This is a genomic window from Ruegeria sp. BHSA162, from assembly GCF_059613385.1.
This window is the reverse complement of sequence record NZ_JBXWSK010000001.1, coordinates 1-14361: the sequence shown is the minus strand read 5'-3', so window position 1 is coordinate 14361 and position 14361 is coordinate 1. Positions and strand designations below refer to the sequence as shown.

Here is a 14361-nt window from a genome sequence, read left to right as displayed (position 1 = left end):
GCAAAAAACAGCGAGACATTTGCAAGTTTTCATGAGTAAAACGCATAGATGGATACGCCTCGTCGACTTTTTCCGTCAATTTCTTCGCTTCGCGCGCTCGAAGCATTGGACAGGCTGGGGTCCGCCTCGGCCGCCGCGGAAGAGCTTGCGCTGACCCAGAGCGCCGTCAGCCGTCAACTGCAGACGCTCGAGACCCAACTGGGCGTGCAACTCATTCTGCGTGACAAGAAGCGATTGGCGTTGACGCCGGTGGCGCAGGACTATGTCGCGGAAATACGGCAAGGTCTGAACCAAATTGCGCAGGCCTCCCTTAAACTGCACGTCGCGCCAGTGGGTGGAACGCTGAATCTGGCAATCCTGCCGACATTCGGAATGCGTTGGCTGGTGCCACGGCTGCCGGATTTTGCCCGTTTGCATCCTGACATCACTATCAACATGTCCACGCGCCTGAGGCCTTTCAATTTCTCGTCGGAACCCTTTGATGCTGCGTTACATTTCGGGGAACCGGATTGGCCCGGAACCGATCGTCTGCTGCTGAAGGTGGAAAGGGTTCTACCGGTATGTGCACCCTCGCTACTGCCAGGAGGCGCGCCGGACGATCCGCGCGAATTGCTGAAACTGCCCCTGCTTCACATCCAGACCCGCCCGCGCGCTTGGCAAGACTGGTTCAAACAAATGGGCGTTCCGCATTCAGGCGCCCTGCCCGGTACGGTGCACGATCAATTCACGACCATCAATCAAGCCGCCCTGCATGGGCTGGGCGTCGCCCTGCTGCCCAACTATCTGATCGAGCAAGACCTGGCGACCGGCAGACTTGTTGCAGCCTGCAAGGATCCGGTTGAAACCATGGGGGCCTATTATCTGGTCTGGCCAAGCTCAAAGTCCGAAGATCCGACACTTCGGCACTTCCGTCACTGGTTGGCGTCTCAGGCCCAAAACGACGAAACTCTGCCCAGATAGGCTAATCCAGCGCGTATCCAGCACCTCGAACCGTTCGAAGGGGGTCGGCTCCGCCAAACGCCGTCAACGCCTTGCGCAGTCGACCAATATGGACATCCACGGTGCGGGAATCGACATAGACGTCGCGCCCCCAGGCACGGTCCAATAGCTGATCGCGACTGAACACGCGCCCCGGCTTCTCCATGAAGGTGCACAGCAGCCGGAATTCGGTTGGCCCCATCCGGAGCGGCTTGCCCGCCCGACTGGCCTTGTGGCTTTCGAGGTCCACGACGATGTCGTGATATTCCAGGGTTTCCGCAGCCGCCGCCGGGCGTACCCGACGCAGTTGAGCTCGGATCCGCGCCATCAACTCCGCCATCGAATATGGTTTGGCCACATAGTCATCGGCCCCCGTCTCCAAACCGCGCACCTTGTCCACCTCATCGGACCGCGCCGACAGCATGATAATCGGAATCGCGCGGGTCTGCGGGCGTGCCTTTAGCTGACGACACAGCTCAATCCCGCTGAGATTGGGCATCATCCAGTCAAGAACAATCAGATCAGGCGCCACCTCTTGGACCAGCACCAGGGCTTCTTCGCCGCTTGCCGCCTGAACCACTTCGTACCCGGCGGACTGCATGTTGTACGCCAGCACCTCGCGCAGCGCGGGCTCATCATCGACAATCAGGATAGTCGGCTGGCCCGTCGGCATGCCGGCCACCTCTTACAGAGATTGCGAGGTGTTGTCTGCTTTCGGGCGGGCTTCGGTCGGCCGTTCACCGGTCACCAGATAGATCACCTGTTCGGCGATGGCAGTGACATGGTCGCCCATCCGCTCGATGTTCTTGGCGATGAAATGCAGATGCATGCAGGCCGTGATGTTGCGCGGGTCTTCAGCCATGAAGGTCAGCAACTCACGGAACAGGCCGTTGTACATCTGATCCACTTCCTGGTCCCGATCGATGACGTCACGGGCCAGTTCAGCATCCCGTTGAATATAGGCATCCAATGCGTCACGCAACATCCGCTCGACCTCGCGCGCCATGCGGCGCAGTGCGGCGGTGCTGCCGCCGATCTGGTTGGCCTCGACCAGAATGGTGGTGCGCTTGGCGATGTTCTTTGCGTAATCGCCGATGCGTTCCAGATTGGCCGAAACCTTGAGAACCGACAGCACCAACCGCAGGTCGCCGGCGGTGGGCGCCCGCAGAGCGATTACCCGGGCGGTTTCCTCATTGATCAGGTCCTCAAGCGCATCGATGGCCTTGTCGCCCTGCCGCACCTGCTGCGCCAGTTCCTCGTCCCGCGTTTCCAGCGAACGGGCCGCACCTGTGATCGCGGCCTCGACCAGACCACCCATTTTCATGATGTGGGCTTGAACCGCCTCAAGATCGCGGTCGAAGGCAGATGCAATATGTTGTTCGCTCATGGTCTTTTACCTGTTCTCAGCCGATGCGGCCGGTGATGTAGCTTTCGGTACGCGGGTCTTCGGGGTTGGTGAAGATTTGGGCGGTATCACCGAACTCGACAAGATTGCCCAAGTGAAAAAACGCCGTTTTCTGGCTGACGCGCGCCGCCTGTTGCATCGAATGGGTGACGATCACGACCGAAAACCTCTCACGCAGTTCATCGATCAGCTCTTCGACCTGGGCGGTGGCAATCGGGTCCAGTGCCGAACAGGGCTCGTCCATCAACAGAACTTCGGGTGCCGTGGCGATGGCGCGTGCGATACACAGGCGCTGTTGTTGCCCTCCTGACAAACCAGTACCAGGGGCATCCAGGCGATCCTTCACCTCGTCCCAGATGGCGCCGCGGCGCAAGGATTTCTCGACGATCTCGTCAAGTTCGGCCTTGGTCTTGGCCAGACCATGAATGCGCGGGCCGTATGCGATGTTGTCATAGATCGACTTTGGAAAAGGGTTGGGTTTCTGAAACACCATGCCGACCTTGGCGCGCAGTTGCACGGGGTCGATCCGCTTGTCATAGATGTCTTCCCCATCCAGACGGATTTCACCCTCGACCCGACAGATGTCGATGGTGTCGTTCATCCGGTTCAGACACCGCAAAAAGGTAGACTTGCCGCACCCCGAGGGCCCGATGAACGCCGTAACGGTCTTGTCCTGGATTTCTACATTCACGTCCTTGATGGCGTGCGTGTCACCATAGAACACGTTCACGTTCCTGGCTGAGACCTTGAGGGTTTCGGTTTCCAATGCGCTATCCACGGGTGGCGGGTCCTTCGTTTTTTGGTCCGAGTACTCGGCTTGACCGTTCCTAGCCTATCACGCGCCAGTCTTACATGGGCAAAATGACGGTGAACACCGCGCCCTTTCCCAAATCACTTTCCACCCGCAACCGACCGCGGTGGCGGTTGATGATGTGCTTGACGATAGCCAGGCCCAGCCCCGTCCCCCCCAACTCGCGCGAGCGGTGGCTGTCGGCGCGGTAAAACCGTTCGGTAAGTCGAGGCAGATGAACCGGATCGATGCCAGGGCCCTTGTCGATGACCCTCACCCGGGCGGCCGGTCCCCGGATCGCGGTATCCTGATCTGAAACCGTCACTTGCACATCGACACCGCCACCGCTACCGCCATATTTGATCGCGTTTTCAATCAGGTTGGTGAAGACCTGCCGCAGCTGGTCATTGTCGCCCGGAAGGCGAACGGGGTTATCCGGGGCGCTCAGAGACAGGCAAACGCCCGCGTCATCCGCCAAGGGGCGCAACGTCTCGAGCGTCACGCGCAGCAGCTCGATCAGTTCAATCTGCTGCCTTGGCCGAACGCGCTCTTCGCTCTCGACCCGATTCAACGACAGCAGGTCACCGACCAGACGGTTCATCCTGTTGGCCTCGGCTGTCATGATCTTCAGGAATCTGTCCCGGGCCGCCGCGTCATCCTTGGCCGGTCCTTGCAAAGTCTCGATGAAGCCCATCAGAGCGGTCAGTGGGGTACGAAGTTCGTGGCTGACATTGGCAACGAAGTCACGGCGCATCTGGCTGGCCTGTTCAAGGTGGGTCACATCCATGAACGTTGCCAGAACCGCGCCACCGGAAACCGCGCCAACGCCCTGCATGTACCGACAGTGGACCTGAAACGCAGTGTCCTGTGCGCCGTCGTTCGCCAGATGCCGGCTGTTGGCCGGCCCCTTGCTCCGCAAGCTTTTCTCCATCGCTTCGATGACCTGCGGCTGTCGCAGGATCGTCGCAAAATGGCGACCGTCGATGTTTCGGCCCAACAGCGCACGCGCATCCGCGTTCGAGGCGATGATCCGCTCGGTCTGATCGACCATCAATGCGGGCATCGGCAAAGCAGAGACGACTTCGGCAAGCAGTTCGTTGCTCATGACCGGTTCACAGGACCTATGCGACGGGCGAAACGGGCGTCAGCGTTTCCCGGAACTTGCGCATGTTCTCTTGATAGTGGAGCGCGCTGAACGTGATCCGCCGGGCCGCCGCTTCGTCCAGTTGCCGGACCACCTTGCCAGGGGCTCCCATCACCAGCGAGTTGTCGGGGATCTCCTTGCCTTCCGTGATCAGGGCCCCTGCCCCGATCAGGCAGTTCCGGCCGATCTTCGCGCCGTTCAGGACGATGGCTCCCATACCAATCAGGCTGTTGTCACCGACGGTGCAGCCATGCAGCATCACTTTGTGGCCGATGGTGCAGTTCTTTCCGATCGTCAGAGGAAAACCAGCGTCGATATGCATCACGCAGTTCTCCTGCACGTTGCTGCCCTCGCCAACGCGGATTTCTTCGTGATCGGCACGGATGGTGCACCCGAACCAGACGGATGCACCTCGCTCCAGGACGACTTTGCCGATCAGGTTCGCGTCCGGTGCAACCCAGCTGTCTTCGTGGATCTGCGGGACGTCCTGTCCCAATGCGTAAATGGTCATGACATGCTCTCGAATTCGTATTGAAGGGCGCGGACGTGATCCTGCAACCGGGGCTGCTGAATACGGCGCATCCGCTCGGCGCTGACGATCGTCTTCAGCTTTTCCTCGGTTGCGGCCAGATCGTCATTGATCAACACATAGTCGTAGTAGCCCCAATGGCTGATTTCGTCCCAGCTTTTCATCATGCGCTTGGAAATGACGTCGGCGCTGTCCTGACCGCGAGTTTCTAGCCGGCGGCGCAGCTCTTTGATCGATGGCGGTAGAATGAAAATGGACAAAGCATGTTTGCCCAGTTCGGAATTCCGGATCTGCACTTCACCCTGCCAGTCCACGTCAAACAGCACGTCACGCCCGCTCTGGATCGCTTCGCGCACTGGCCCAGCGGGTGAGCCGTAGAAATTGCCGAACACATGGGCATGTTCCAGCATCTGTCCATTTGACACCTGCTGGCGGAAATCATCTTCGCTGAGAAAATAGTATTCGCGTCCATGTTCCTCACCCGGGCGCGGGGCGCGGGTAGTGGCCGAGATCGAAAACTCGAGATCGGTGTCCCACTCCATCAGGCGACGGGCCAAAGTGGATTTTCCGGCACCCGAGGGCGACGAAAGGATGATGAGTAGACCGCGGCGATCCGCCATTACACTTTTCCTTGCTTATTCGACATTTTGCACCTGCTCTCTCAACTGATCGATCACCGCCTTCAACTCCAGTCCGATCGTTGTCAGGTCCGAATTCTGGGATTTGGAGCACAGCGTGTTGGCCTCGCGGTTGAACTCCTGCATCAGGAAATCCAACTTGCGGCCGACCGGGGCCTCCTGCTCCAGCAGAGCGCGCGCGGCTACGACATGGGCGGCCAGGCGGTCCAGTTCTTCGGTGATGTCCGCCTTGACCGCGATCAGGGCCAACTCCTGCGCCACCCGGTCGGGATCGGCGCCCTGGCTGTTTTCCATTACCCGCGCAAGGTTCTGGCGCAGAGTGTCGGTCATGGCTTCCTTGCGCCGCTCGGCCAGCTCGCTGGCCTGCTCGGTCAGGGTCTGGATCTGATCCAACTGGGCCGACAGAATGGAAGCCAGGGCTTGCCCCTCATCCCGGCGCATTGTCACAAACTCGGCCAGCAGACTGCCAAATTCGGATTTTAACGCCTCGACCAGCGGAGCGGGATCGTCGTCTTCGGCTGCCGCGTCCAGCATCCCCTTGAGCATCAGCAGATCGCTGGCCTTTGACGGAGCAAGCGCGACGCCCTTGTTGACTGCCAATTCCTCGGCCTGCGCCAGCGCATCCAGCGCGGCGCTCATTGCGACTTCGTTCAGTTTCAGTTCGGCGGCGGTTTCTTCGCGGGCAACGCGCAAGCTCAACGTCACGTTGCCCCGGCTGATCTGTTTGGACATATCCGCGCGCAGTGCAGCCTCAAGTCCCGTCAGCCAGTCCGGCACCCGCAACCGCATGTCCAGACCCTTGCCGTTGACACTGCGCAGTTCCCAGCTCCAGCTGTGCGGCCCCAATGCGCCCTTCCCGGATGAAAAACCGGTCATGGATTTGATCATGCCTGCCCTTTCCCACTGCTGCGCAGCTTTGTTCTGCTGCACCTAAAGCTATCGTACCCCATAGGGCAAGACCTTGCCGGATGTGCAATTCATCGCAAGAAGTTAACCATTCCTTAAAGATTTGGTCCAAAATTGAATAAACCCGTGTCAATCTGTCAGTCGAAGGATGGGTCGGCCGCTATCGCTTTGCATGGCGCACGGACCGGATGGCCGCCAATCGACACGAGGTGCATGGTAATGAAAACCTTCTTCTGGAATGGTTCCGGGTCGAAAGCTGGAAAGATCATCGCAATGGATCGCTTTGACAGTGGGCGCAGTCTGTCCCCCATCCGTCAGGCTGAGGCGTATTGGACCGCGCTGCTGAGCGGCGACGGCGTTCCCAAGCGTTCCCAGATCGACCCACGCGGCCTCGAGAACATTCTGGAATACGCATTCATTCTGGAACGCATCGCGCCCGGCCTCGCCCGGTTTCGACTGGCGGGAAGCCATCTGAACAAGATCGCGGGGATGGAGGTGCGCGGAATGCCTCTGACCGCCTTCTTTGATCCCAGCGCCCGTGATCAGGTGTCAGAGGCGCTGGAAGAGGTGTTCGCCGCTCCGGCGACCGGTGAGTTCAGCCTTGTTTCAAAAGGCAAGCTCGGCCGGACGCGGCTGCAGGCCCGCATGATCCTGTTGCCCCTCAGAAGCGATCTGGGGGATGTCAGCCGGGTGCTGGGTGTGATGGTCAGCGATGGCACGATCGGCGCTACTCCGCGCCGGTTCGGAATCGAGGACACTCGGATCCGCGCACTGGTGAACATTCAGGATCAGGCCCACAACAGCCGGCCTATCGAGGCGGGCTTTGCCGAGGATCAGGCCGATTTCCAGAGACCGGCGAAACACCTGCGGCTGGTCTTCTCTCGCGACGAGTGAAAAGCAGAACGGCGGACCCGAGGGCCCGCCGTTTGCGTTTCAATCCGACATGCCTCAGCTTGCCGCGCGGTCCTTTCGGTCACGGCGCAGGTTGGTCAGCTCTTCAGCCACCAGGAACGCCAGCTCCAGCGACTGCGATGCGTTCAGGCGCGGGTCGCAGGCGGTGTGGTAGCGGTCCGACAGGTCCTCTTCGCTGACGGCGCGGACGCCGCCGGTGCATTCGGTCACGTCCAGTCCGGTCATCTCGAAATGCACGCCGCCGGGGATCGTGCCCTCGGCCTGATGCACGCCGAAGAAATCCCGAACCTCGCGCAGGACCGATTCGAACGGCCGGGTCTTGTAGCCGGTGGCCGACTTGATCGTGTTGCCGTGCATCGGGTCGCAGACCCAGGTCACCTTGGCGCCCTCTTCCTTGACGGCCTTGATCAGGCGCGGCAGGTGCTCGCCCGCTTTGCCCGCGCCGAAGCGCGCGATCAGGGTCAGACGGCCTTCTTCGTTGTCCGGGTTCAGCTTGGACATCAGAACCTTGAGGTCCTCGGCCGTGGTGGTCGGGCCGCATTTCAGGCCGATCGGGTTCAGCACGCCGCGGCAGAATTCGACATGCGCGCCGTCGGGCTGACGGGTGCGGTCGCCGATCCAGATCATATGGCCCGAGCCGGCCAGCCATTTGCCCGAAGTCGAATCCAGTCGCGTCAGCGCTTCTTCATACTCCAACAGCAGTCCTTCGTGGCTGGTGTAGAACTCGACGGTCGAGAATTCATGCGTGGTATCCGCGGTGATGCCGGCGGCCTCCATGAAGTCGATCGTGTCCTGAATGCGGTCGGCGATCTCGGAATACTTCTGCACGTCCTGTTCGTTGGTGAAGCCCAAGGTCCAGGAATGCACACGGCTCATGTCCGCGAAACCGCCGGTCGAGAACGCGCGCAGCAGGTTCAGAGTGGCTGCAGCCTGGGTATAGGCCTGCAGCATCTTTTCCGGGTTCGGGATACGTGCTTCGGGCGTGAAGGCCAGTTCGTTGATGATGTCACCACGGTAGCTGGGCAGTTCCACACCATCGATCACTTCGGTCGGCGCGCTGCGCGGCTTGGCGAACTGGCCAGCCATACGGCCCACCTTGACCACCGGAACCTTGGCACCATAGGTCAGAACCATCGCCATCTGCAGCATCACCTTAAAGGTGTCGCGGATCGCATCGGCGCTGAACTGGTCGAAGCTTTCGGCGCAGTCCCCACCCTGCAGCAGGAAGGCCTCGCCACGGCCGGCCGCGCCCAAATGCTGTTTCAGACGCCGGGCCTCGCCCGCAAAAACCAGCGGGGGATACTGCGAAAGCTTGGCCTCGACTTTGGCCAGCGCGGCCGCGTCGGTATAGTCTGGCATCTGAACCCGCGGCTTGCTGCGCCAGTTCGTTTTTTGCCACTCGGTCATAGCTTTGATCTCCGCTGAGGTAATTCAGGTGGTCTCTATACAAAATCCATAGACCAGAGACCATATCCGATTTGCGCCTCTTGACGTCGGAAACAAGCTTTGAGCATGGTGTCGGTCAAATTCGCCGCAGGCCTCGGGCCTCGGCCCGCCGAATCAAGGACAGTTCGCCATGCAAGAGCAACGCCAAGTTGTCACTGTGGACAAGCGCGCGGCCAAGCCGCTCAATTTCGTATTCGTGTTGCTCGACAAGTTTTCGTTGCTGTCTTTTGCCTCGGCACTGGACAGCCTTCGGATTGCCAATCGGATGGCGGATCAGCAGATCTATACCTGGTCGCTGGCCGGTGAAGGCGGAGAGGTGGTCAGCTGCTCGGCCGGGACGACGTTCGAGCTTGACCGCGATCTGGACGAACTGCAGCGGGACGAGGTGATCCTTGTATGTGGCGGCGTCGATGTTCAGGCGGCGACCACCAAAAAGGTTCTGAACTGGCTGCGCCGCGAGGCCCGCAAAGGTCTGAAGATCGGTGGCTTGTGCACAGCCGCCTATACCCTTGCCAAGGCCGGCCTGCTGGACGGCAAACGCGCCACCATCCACTGGGAAAACGCCGACAGCTTTGCGGAAGAGTTCGAAAATGTCGAACTGACGAAATCCGTCTTTCTGATCGACGGCAACCGGATGACAACGGCTGGTGGCACCTCGTCAATCGACCTGATGCTGAAGCTGATTGCCGATGACTACGGTGAGGAGTTGGCCAATGCCGTTGCCGACCAGATGATCTATTCCTCTATCCGCACCGATCAGGACACCCAGCGCCTTTCGACGCCCACGCGGATCGGCGTGCGCCACCCCAAGCTGAGCCAGGTCATCCTGATGATGGAGAAGAACATCGAGGAGCCGATTTCGCCCTCGATCCTGGCCAAGGATGTTGGCATGTCGACTCGCCAGCTCGAGCGGCTGTTCCGCCGGTATCTGAGTCGTTCGCCCAAGCGCTATTACATGGAACTGCGGCTGCACAAGGCGCGCAACCTGCTGATGCAGACCGACATGAGCGTGATCAACGTGGCCTTGGCCTGTGGCTTTGCCAGCCCCAGCCATTTCTCGAAATGCTACCGCGCGCATTACAACACCACGCCCTATCGCGAGCGTGGAACGCAGAGCGGACGGCTGTCGGTCTGACCCCTAGAACTTCGCCAGAATGGGCTCGGGGCTGGTGTTGATGCTGAACTGCAGAACCATCACGCCGTCGTCGCGTTGGTGCAGAAGGGCGTAATAGAAGAGATAGCTGTTCTTGTCGTTCCAGTAGATCCGCATTTCCTGCGCGAACCCGTTCTCAAGCTCGACCCGTTTGGCAACGTCGGCATTGGTCAGGTAGTACGGAACAAGGTCACGCAGCTGCCCTTGCACGACTTAAATCTGCTGGGGCGTGTATTCGTCAGTGCCGCCCAACCGGGTGATGACGTTCGAGAACTCGCGGTTCTTGATCTTGGTGTCGACGAAAGCTTCGTAATCGGCATTGGTCGCAAAGACCGCGTCGGCCGCGGCGGGAAGTGTCGAAAGGGACAAAAATATCGCTGCGAGAATGCGGAACATATCAATCCTCCTAGAAGTGCATTGCTGCACTCCTAGGACGAACGGGAAATCCTGTAAACCGCACCCTGCCCGACCGAGATGAACCAGATCGCACCGTCTGGGGCCTGCACGATGTCGCGGACCCGTTCGGTCTCGGGGCCTTTGATCTGCTCGACCTCGCGCAACGGGTTTCCGGACAGCCGTGCGATATAGTCGAATTTCAGCGAACCCACGAAGATGTCACCCCGCCATTCGGGAAACATCCCGCCGGAATAGACCATCAAGCCCGACGGCGCGATGGACGGATCCCAATACAAGCGGGGCTGTTCCATTCCGTCTTTGCTGGTGCCTTCGCCAATCTTCTCTCCGGAATAATGCGTCCCGTAGGAAATGACCGGCCAACCGTAGTTGGCGCCGGGTTTCACAAGGTTCACCTCGTCCCCGCCCCTGGCGCCATGTTCCGAGACCCACAACCGGCCGCTCGTATCAACATCAGCGCCTTGCGGGTTGCGATGACCAAAGGACCAGATCTCGGGGCGGATGCCTTCTTGCGCGACAAACGGATTATCCGCCGGGATCGAGCCATCGCGGTTGATCCGAATAACCGTCCCTATGTGGTTCGAGCGGTCCTGCGCGCTTGGCCTGTCGCCACGATCCCCCAAAGTGATGAACAGCGTCCCGTCCTGCGCCTCGACTACGCGCGATCCGAAATGCCGGCCGCCCGAGCCTCCGGGAACCGCTTCGAATACCACCTTCAAGTTGGTCAGCCGCTTGCCGTTCTCGGACAGGCGCGCCACGGCAACCGCCGTACCGGCCCCGCCGCTCTGTGGCTTCGAGAATGTGAGAAACACCTCTCTGGTGCGGTCAAAATCGCGGGCTATGGTTACGTCCAGCAGACCGCCCTGCCCCTGCGCCGCGACTTTCGGAACGCCCCGGACCTTGGTGGCCTTGCCGTCACGTGCCAAAAGCAACTGGCCGTCGCGCTCTGTAACCAAAAAACTGCCATCGGGCAGCAGGCCGATCGCCCAGGGCGTATCGAGGCCGGCAAGCATGGTCGTGACCGAGACCTCGCCTGCGGATGTCTTCAATGACTCGCCCGACGCGACGCTGCCGCAAATCATCAGAATGAGAATCGTGAAAACCCTGATCATATCTATCGCTCCAATCCCGGTCAGAATGAGCCGCCCGGGAACCAAACCCTAGAAAACAAATAGAGTTGTTCAGCCAAAAGACACATTCCTGTTTGGACTTTTCTTTTCTGAACAGCTTGCCTAGGGTCTTGCTCAGAACGAATACGTTCCAACAAGGGAGTAACCTAATGAAAAAGCTGCTTACTGCGACTGCAGCAACCGCATTGCTGGCCGGTGCCGCAATGGCCGAAGACGTCAAACTGGGCGTTCTGTTCGGATTTACCGGGCCGATTGAATCACTGGCCCCGGCAATGGGTTCGGGCGCTGAACTGGCGATGGCCGAAGTGACCGAATCCGGCAAGCTGCTGGGCGGCGCCACCGTCACCCCGTCGCGCGCCGATACCGGCTGCATCGACAACGGCCTGGCCACCTCGAACGGCGAACGCATGATCGCCGATGGCGTCGCCGGCATCATCGGCGGCGACTGCTCGGGTGTAACTGGCGCAATCCTGCAGAACGTCGCTATTCCGAATGGCATGGTCATGATCTCGCCGTCAGCGACCTCACCCGGTCTGTCGACGATGGAAGACAACGGGCTGTTCTTCCGCACCGCCCCGTCGGATGCGCGCGAAGGTCAGGTTATGGCTGACATTCTGAAAGACCGCGGCATCAATTCGATCGCTCTGACCTATACCAACAACGACTACGGCAAAGGTCTGGCCGACGCGATCCAGTCGTCGTTCGAGGCCGTGGGCGGTGAAGTGACCATCGTTGCAGCACATGAAGACGGCAAAGCGGACTATTCGGCCGAAGTCGGCGCACTGGCCTCGGCGGGTGGGGACATCCTCGTGGTTGCCGGTTACCTGGATCAGGGTGGTCTGGGCATCATCCAGTCCGCTCTGGACAGCGGCGCGTTCGACACGTTCGGTCTGCCGGGCGGCATGATCGGTGACTCGCTGCCTGCGAATGTCGGCCCCGATCTGGACGGCTCGTTTGGTCAGATCGCCGGTTCCGGCGGTGAAGGCGCCGAGAAATATTTCGCGATGGCCGAAGCCGCGGGCTTTGACGGCTCGTCGCCCTACTCGCCCGAAAGCTATGACGCTGCCGCGCTGTTCATGCTGGCCATGCAGGCCGCAGGGTCGGCCGATCCGGCCCAGTACGGTGGCAAGATCCTGGATGTGGCCAACGCCCCCGGCGAGAAGATCTACCCGGGTGAACTGGCCAAGGGTCTGGAACTGCTGGCCGCTGGTCAGGACATCGACTATGTCGGCGCTTCGGGTGTCGAACTGATCGGTCCGGGCGAAAGCGCTGGGTCCTACCGCGAGATCGAAGTGAAAGACGGCAAGAACGAGACCGTCAAGTTCCGTTGATCCGTCAGCTGACCGCATGATACCAAGCAGCCCGGGCCTTGTGCCCGGGCTGTTTCAATGACAAAAGGCGCCACCTTATCTTTGGGATGGGGCAACACGAAGAACCGCGAAAACCGCGGACAGGGGAACACATGATCGTCGTCGAGGACGTGCACAAGCATTTCGGCGGTTTCCATGCGGTGGACGGGGCATCGCTGGAGATCGAAAAGGGCTCGATTACTGGCCTGATCGGTCCAAACGGGGCCGGAAAAACCACTCTTTTCAATGTGATCGCGGGTGTTCTGCCTCCGAACAGCGGCAAGGTCTGGATGGATGGCGAAGACATCACCGGCCTGCCGCCCCATGATCTGTTTCACAAGGGGCTGTTGCGCACGTTCCAGATCGCGCACGAGTTCTCGTCGATGACATGCCGCGAAAACCTGATGATGGTCCCCGGTGGCCAATCCGGTGAATCGCTGTGGAACACATGGTTCGGCCGCAAGCGGATTGCGGATGAGGAACGCGCCCTGCGCGCCAAGGCCGACGAGGTGCTTGAGTTCCTAACCATCGAACATTTGGCCGACCACAAGGCGGGTCAGGTCTCGGGCGGCCAGAAAAAGCTGTTGGAACTGGGTCGCACGATGATGGTGGACGCCAAGATCGTGTTCCTGGATGAGGTCGGCGCAGGCGTCAACCGCACCCTGCTGATGACCATCGCCGATACGATCCTGCGTCTGAACAAGGAACGCGGCTATACCTTCGTCGTGATCGAACACGACATGGATTTCATTGGCAAGATCTGCGATCCGGTGATCTGCATGGCCGAGGGCAAGGTGCTTGCGCAAGGCACGCTGGACGAGATCAAGGCCAACGAGCACGTCATCGAGGCCTATCTGGGCACTGGGCTCAAGAACAAAGACCAGTTGGAGGCCGGGGCATGAGCGACAATCCCTATCAGGACGACAAGGGCAACAAGGACGCCTCGATCACCAACACGCATGGCATCGGCACAATGACGCCGGCCCATCGGGTCAGCGGCAAGACCCACCGGGTAGAAGGCGGTCCATTCCTGATCGGTGACACCATGACCGGTGGGTACGGCAAAGGCCCCGACATTCTGCACGATTGCACGATCGCCGTGGACAAGGGCGAAATCGCCGTGATCGTCGGCCCCAACGGCGCTGGCAAATCCACCGCGATGAAGGCCGTCTTCGGCATGCTGGACGTGCGCGCCGGATCGGTGCGGTTGGATGGAGAGGACATCACCAACCTCAGCCCGCAGGACCGGGTGATCAAAGGCATGGGCTTTGTGCCCCAAACGCAGAACATTTTCACCTCGATGACGGTTCAGGAAAATCTGGAAATGGGCGCGTTCATCCGCACGGATGATTTCTCGGACACGATGGAACAGGTGTTCGAGCTGTTCCCGATCCTGCGAGACAAACGCAACCAGGCGGCGGGTGAGCTCTCGGGCGGACAGCGCCAACAAGTGGCCGTCGGCCGCGCGCTTATGACCAAGCCCAAAGTGCTGATGCTGGACGAACCGACTGCGGGCGTTTCGCCGATTGTGATGGACGAACTGTTCGACCGCATCATCGAAGTGTCG

Annotated in this window: 17 protein-coding genes; 6 read left to right on the top strand and 11 right to left on the bottom strand. The window is 60.2% G+C overall.

Translation table 11 applies throughout. From position 1 onward, the window contains the following. Nucleotides 1-48: 48 nt before the first annotated feature. Nucleotides 49-960 (top strand): LysR family transcriptional regulator, encoded by a 912-nt coding sequence (locus AC2FM5_RS00085; RefSeq protein WP_170357851.1) that lies wholly within the window; start codon nt 49-51, stop codon nt 958-960. Nucleotide 961: 1 nt separating this feature from the next. Here the strand turns inward: AC2FM5_RS00085 and phoB are convergent, their stop codons facing one another. The 7 genes from phoB to AC2FM5_RS00050 all read right to left on the bottom strand — a co-directional run bounded on the left by phoB (nt 962) and on the right by AC2FM5_RS00050 (nt 6372). Next, nucleotides 962-1651 carry a phosphate regulon transcriptional regulator PhoB gene (gene phoB / locus AC2FM5_RS00080; protein ID WP_170339162.1) on the bottom strand — a complete coding sequence of 230 codons (690 nt, stop codon included), beginning with the start codon at nt 1649-1651 and terminating at the stop codon, nt 962-964. Nucleotides 1652-1663: 12 nt separating this feature from the next. Further along, the gene (phoU, locus tag AC2FM5_RS00075; protein WP_093962068.1) at nt 1664-2365 is read right to left on the bottom strand and encodes a phosphate signaling complex protein PhoU; all 702 of its coding nucleotides are present in this window, start codon (nt 2363-2365) and stop codon (nt 1664-1666) included. Between the two features lie 16 nt (nt 2366-2381). Further along, nucleotides 2382-3161 carry a phosphate ABC transporter ATP-binding protein PstB gene (gene pstB / locus AC2FM5_RS00070; RefSeq protein ID WP_260066122.1) on the bottom strand — a complete coding sequence of 260 codons (780 nt, stop codon included), beginning with the start codon at nt 3159-3161 and terminating at the stop codon, nt 2382-2384. Between the two features lie 70 nt (nt 3162-3231). Continuing rightward, nucleotides 3232-4278 (bottom strand): sensor histidine kinase, encoded by a 1047-nt coding sequence (locus tag AC2FM5_RS00065; RefSeq protein ID WP_170339160.1) that lies wholly within the window; start codon nt 4276-4278, stop codon nt 3232-3234. A gap of 16 nt (nt 4279-4294) precedes the next feature. After that, nucleotides 4295-4828, bottom strand: coding sequence for a gamma carbonic anhydrase family protein (locus tag AC2FM5_RS00060; protein WP_170418871.1), 534 nt, complete (start codon nt 4826-4828; stop codon nt 4295-4297). Continuing rightward, nucleotides 4825-5466 (bottom strand): guanylate kinase, encoded by a 642-nt coding sequence (gmk, locus tag AC2FM5_RS00055; protein ID WP_170357855.1) that lies wholly within the window; start codon nt 5464-5466, stop codon nt 4825-4827. The genes AC2FM5_RS00060 and gmk overlap by 4 nt, the downstream gene beginning before the upstream one ends. A gap of 15 nt (nt 5467-5481) precedes the next feature. Continuing rightward, nucleotides 5482-6372, bottom strand: coding sequence for a YicC/YloC family endoribonuclease (locus tag AC2FM5_RS00050; protein ID WP_496733253.1), 891 nt, complete (start codon nt 6370-6372; stop codon nt 5482-5484). 237 nt (nt 6373-6609) lie between these two features. Here AC2FM5_RS00050 and AC2FM5_RS00045 point away from each other — a divergent pair, with 237 nt between their 5' ends. Next, nucleotides 6610-7284 (top strand): PAS domain-containing protein, encoded by a 675-nt coding sequence (locus AC2FM5_RS00045; RefSeq protein WP_496733251.1) that lies wholly within the window; start codon nt 6610-6612, stop codon nt 7282-7284. A gap of 54 nt (nt 7285-7338) precedes the next feature. On the opposite strand, the gene AC2FM5_RS00040 is transcribed toward AC2FM5_RS00045, so the two are convergent. Continuing rightward, nucleotides 7339-8709, bottom strand: coding sequence for a class II 3-deoxy-7-phosphoheptulonate synthase (locus AC2FM5_RS00040; RefSeq protein ID WP_170339151.1), 1371 nt, complete (start codon nt 8707-8709; stop codon nt 7339-7341). 169 nt (nt 8710-8878) lie between these two features. On the opposite strand from AC2FM5_RS00040, the gene AC2FM5_RS00035 reads away from it, so the two are divergent. Continuing rightward, on the top strand, nt 8879-9883 hold the full coding sequence (locus AC2FM5_RS00035) for a GlxA family transcriptional regulator (protein ID WP_170338595.1): 1005 nt from the start codon (nt 8879-8881) through the stop codon (nt 9881-9883). Between the two features lie 3 nt (nt 9884-9886). Here AC2FM5_RS00035 and AC2FM5_RS00030 read toward each other — a convergent pair whose 3' ends face one another. Genes AC2FM5_RS00030 through AC2FM5_RS00020 form a run of 3 tightly spaced genes read right to left on the bottom strand, consistent with a single transcriptional unit; the run spans nt 9887 to nt 11427 of the window. Then, a complete protein-coding gene (locus tag AC2FM5_RS00030) occupies nt 9887-10111 on the bottom strand; it encodes a hypothetical protein (protein ID WP_480635764.1) in 225 nt (74 codons plus the stop codon). 3 nt (nt 10112-10114) lie between these two features. Further along, complete coding sequence (locus AC2FM5_RS00025) at nt 10115-10297, bottom strand: hypothetical protein (RefSeq protein ID WP_480635763.1); 183 nt, start codon at nt 10295-10297, stop codon at nt 10115-10117. A gap of 32 nt (nt 10298-10329) precedes the next feature. Further along, nucleotides 10330-11427, bottom strand: a complete 1098-nt coding sequence (locus AC2FM5_RS00020) for a PQQ-dependent sugar dehydrogenase (protein WP_480635761.1) — start codon at nt 11425-11427, stop codon at nt 10330-10332. Nucleotides 11428-11594: 167 nt separating this feature from the next. On the opposite strand from AC2FM5_RS00020, the gene AC2FM5_RS00015 reads away from it, so the two are divergent. The 3 genes from AC2FM5_RS00015 to AC2FM5_RS00005 all read left to right on the top strand — a co-directional run. Beyond that, complete coding sequence (locus AC2FM5_RS00015; protein WP_170338589.1) at nt 11595-12776, top strand: ABC transporter substrate-binding protein; 1182 nt, start codon at nt 11595-11597, stop codon at nt 12774-12776. A 131-nt stretch (nt 12777-12907) separates the two neighbouring features. Further along, complete coding sequence (locus tag AC2FM5_RS00010) at nt 12908-13696, top strand: ABC transporter ATP-binding protein (RefSeq protein WP_496733247.1); 789 nt, start codon at nt 12908-12910, stop codon at nt 13694-13696. Then, nucleotides 13693-14361 (top strand): ABC transporter ATP-binding protein (locus AC2FM5_RS00005; protein WP_496733245.1); only part of this gene is annotated, 669 nt, incomplete at its 3' end. The genes AC2FM5_RS00010 and AC2FM5_RS00005, both read left to right, overlap by 4 nt.

Bases quoted from the DNA above. Each gene is read 5' to 3' on its own strand.
- AC2FM5_RS00025 (WP_480635763.1), bottom strand. From the start codon at position 10,297: ATGTTCCGCATTCTCGCAGCGATATTTTTGTCCCTTTCGACACTTCCC.
- AC2FM5_RS00060 (WP_170418871.1), bottom strand. From the start codon at position 4,828: ATGACCATTTACGCATTGGGACAGGACGTCCCGCAGATCCACGAAGAC.
- gmk (WP_170357855.1), bottom strand. From the start codon at position 5,466: ATGGCGGATCGCCGCGGTCTACTCATCATCCTTTCGTCGCCCTCGGGT.
- phoU (WP_093962068.1), bottom strand. From the start codon at position 2,365: ATGAGCGAACAACATATTGCATCTGCCTTCGACCGCGATCTTGAGGCG.
- AC2FM5_RS00050 (WP_496733253.1), bottom strand. From the start codon at position 6,372: ATGATCAAATCCATGACCGGTTTTTCATCCGGGAAGGGCGCATTGGGG.
- AC2FM5_RS00010 (WP_496733247.1), top strand. From the start codon at position 12,908: ATGATCGTCGTCGAGGACGTGCACAAGCATTTCGGCGGTTTCCATGCG.
- AC2FM5_RS00020 (WP_480635761.1), bottom strand. From the start codon at position 11,427: ATGATCAGGGTTTTCACGATTCTCATTCTGATGATTTGCGGCAGCGTC.
- AC2FM5_RS00035 (WP_170338595.1), top strand. From the start codon at position 8,879: ATGCAAGAGCAACGCCAAGTTGTCACTGTGGACAAGCGCGCGGCCAAG.
- AC2FM5_RS00040 (WP_170339151.1), bottom strand. From the start codon at position 8,709: ATGACCGAGTGGCAAAAAACGAACTGGCGCAGCAAGCCGCGGGTTCAG.
- AC2FM5_RS00015 (WP_170338589.1), top strand. From the start codon at position 11,595: ATGAAAAAGCTGCTTACTGCGACTGCAGCAACCGCATTGCTGGCCGGT.
- AC2FM5_RS00065 (WP_170339160.1), bottom strand. From the start codon at position 4,278: ATGAGCAACGAACTGCTTGCCGAAGTCGTCTCTGCTTTGCCGATGCCC.
- AC2FM5_RS00085 (WP_170357851.1), top strand. From the start codon at position 49: ATGGATACGCCTCGTCGACTTTTTCCGTCAATTTCTTCGCTTCGCGCG.
- phoB (WP_170339162.1), bottom strand. From the start codon at position 1,651: ATGCCGACGGGCCAGCCGACTATCCTGATTGTCGATGATGAGCCCGCG.
- AC2FM5_RS00045 (WP_496733251.1), top strand. From the start codon at position 6,610: ATGAAAACCTTCTTCTGGAATGGTTCCGGGTCGAAAGCTGGAAAGATC.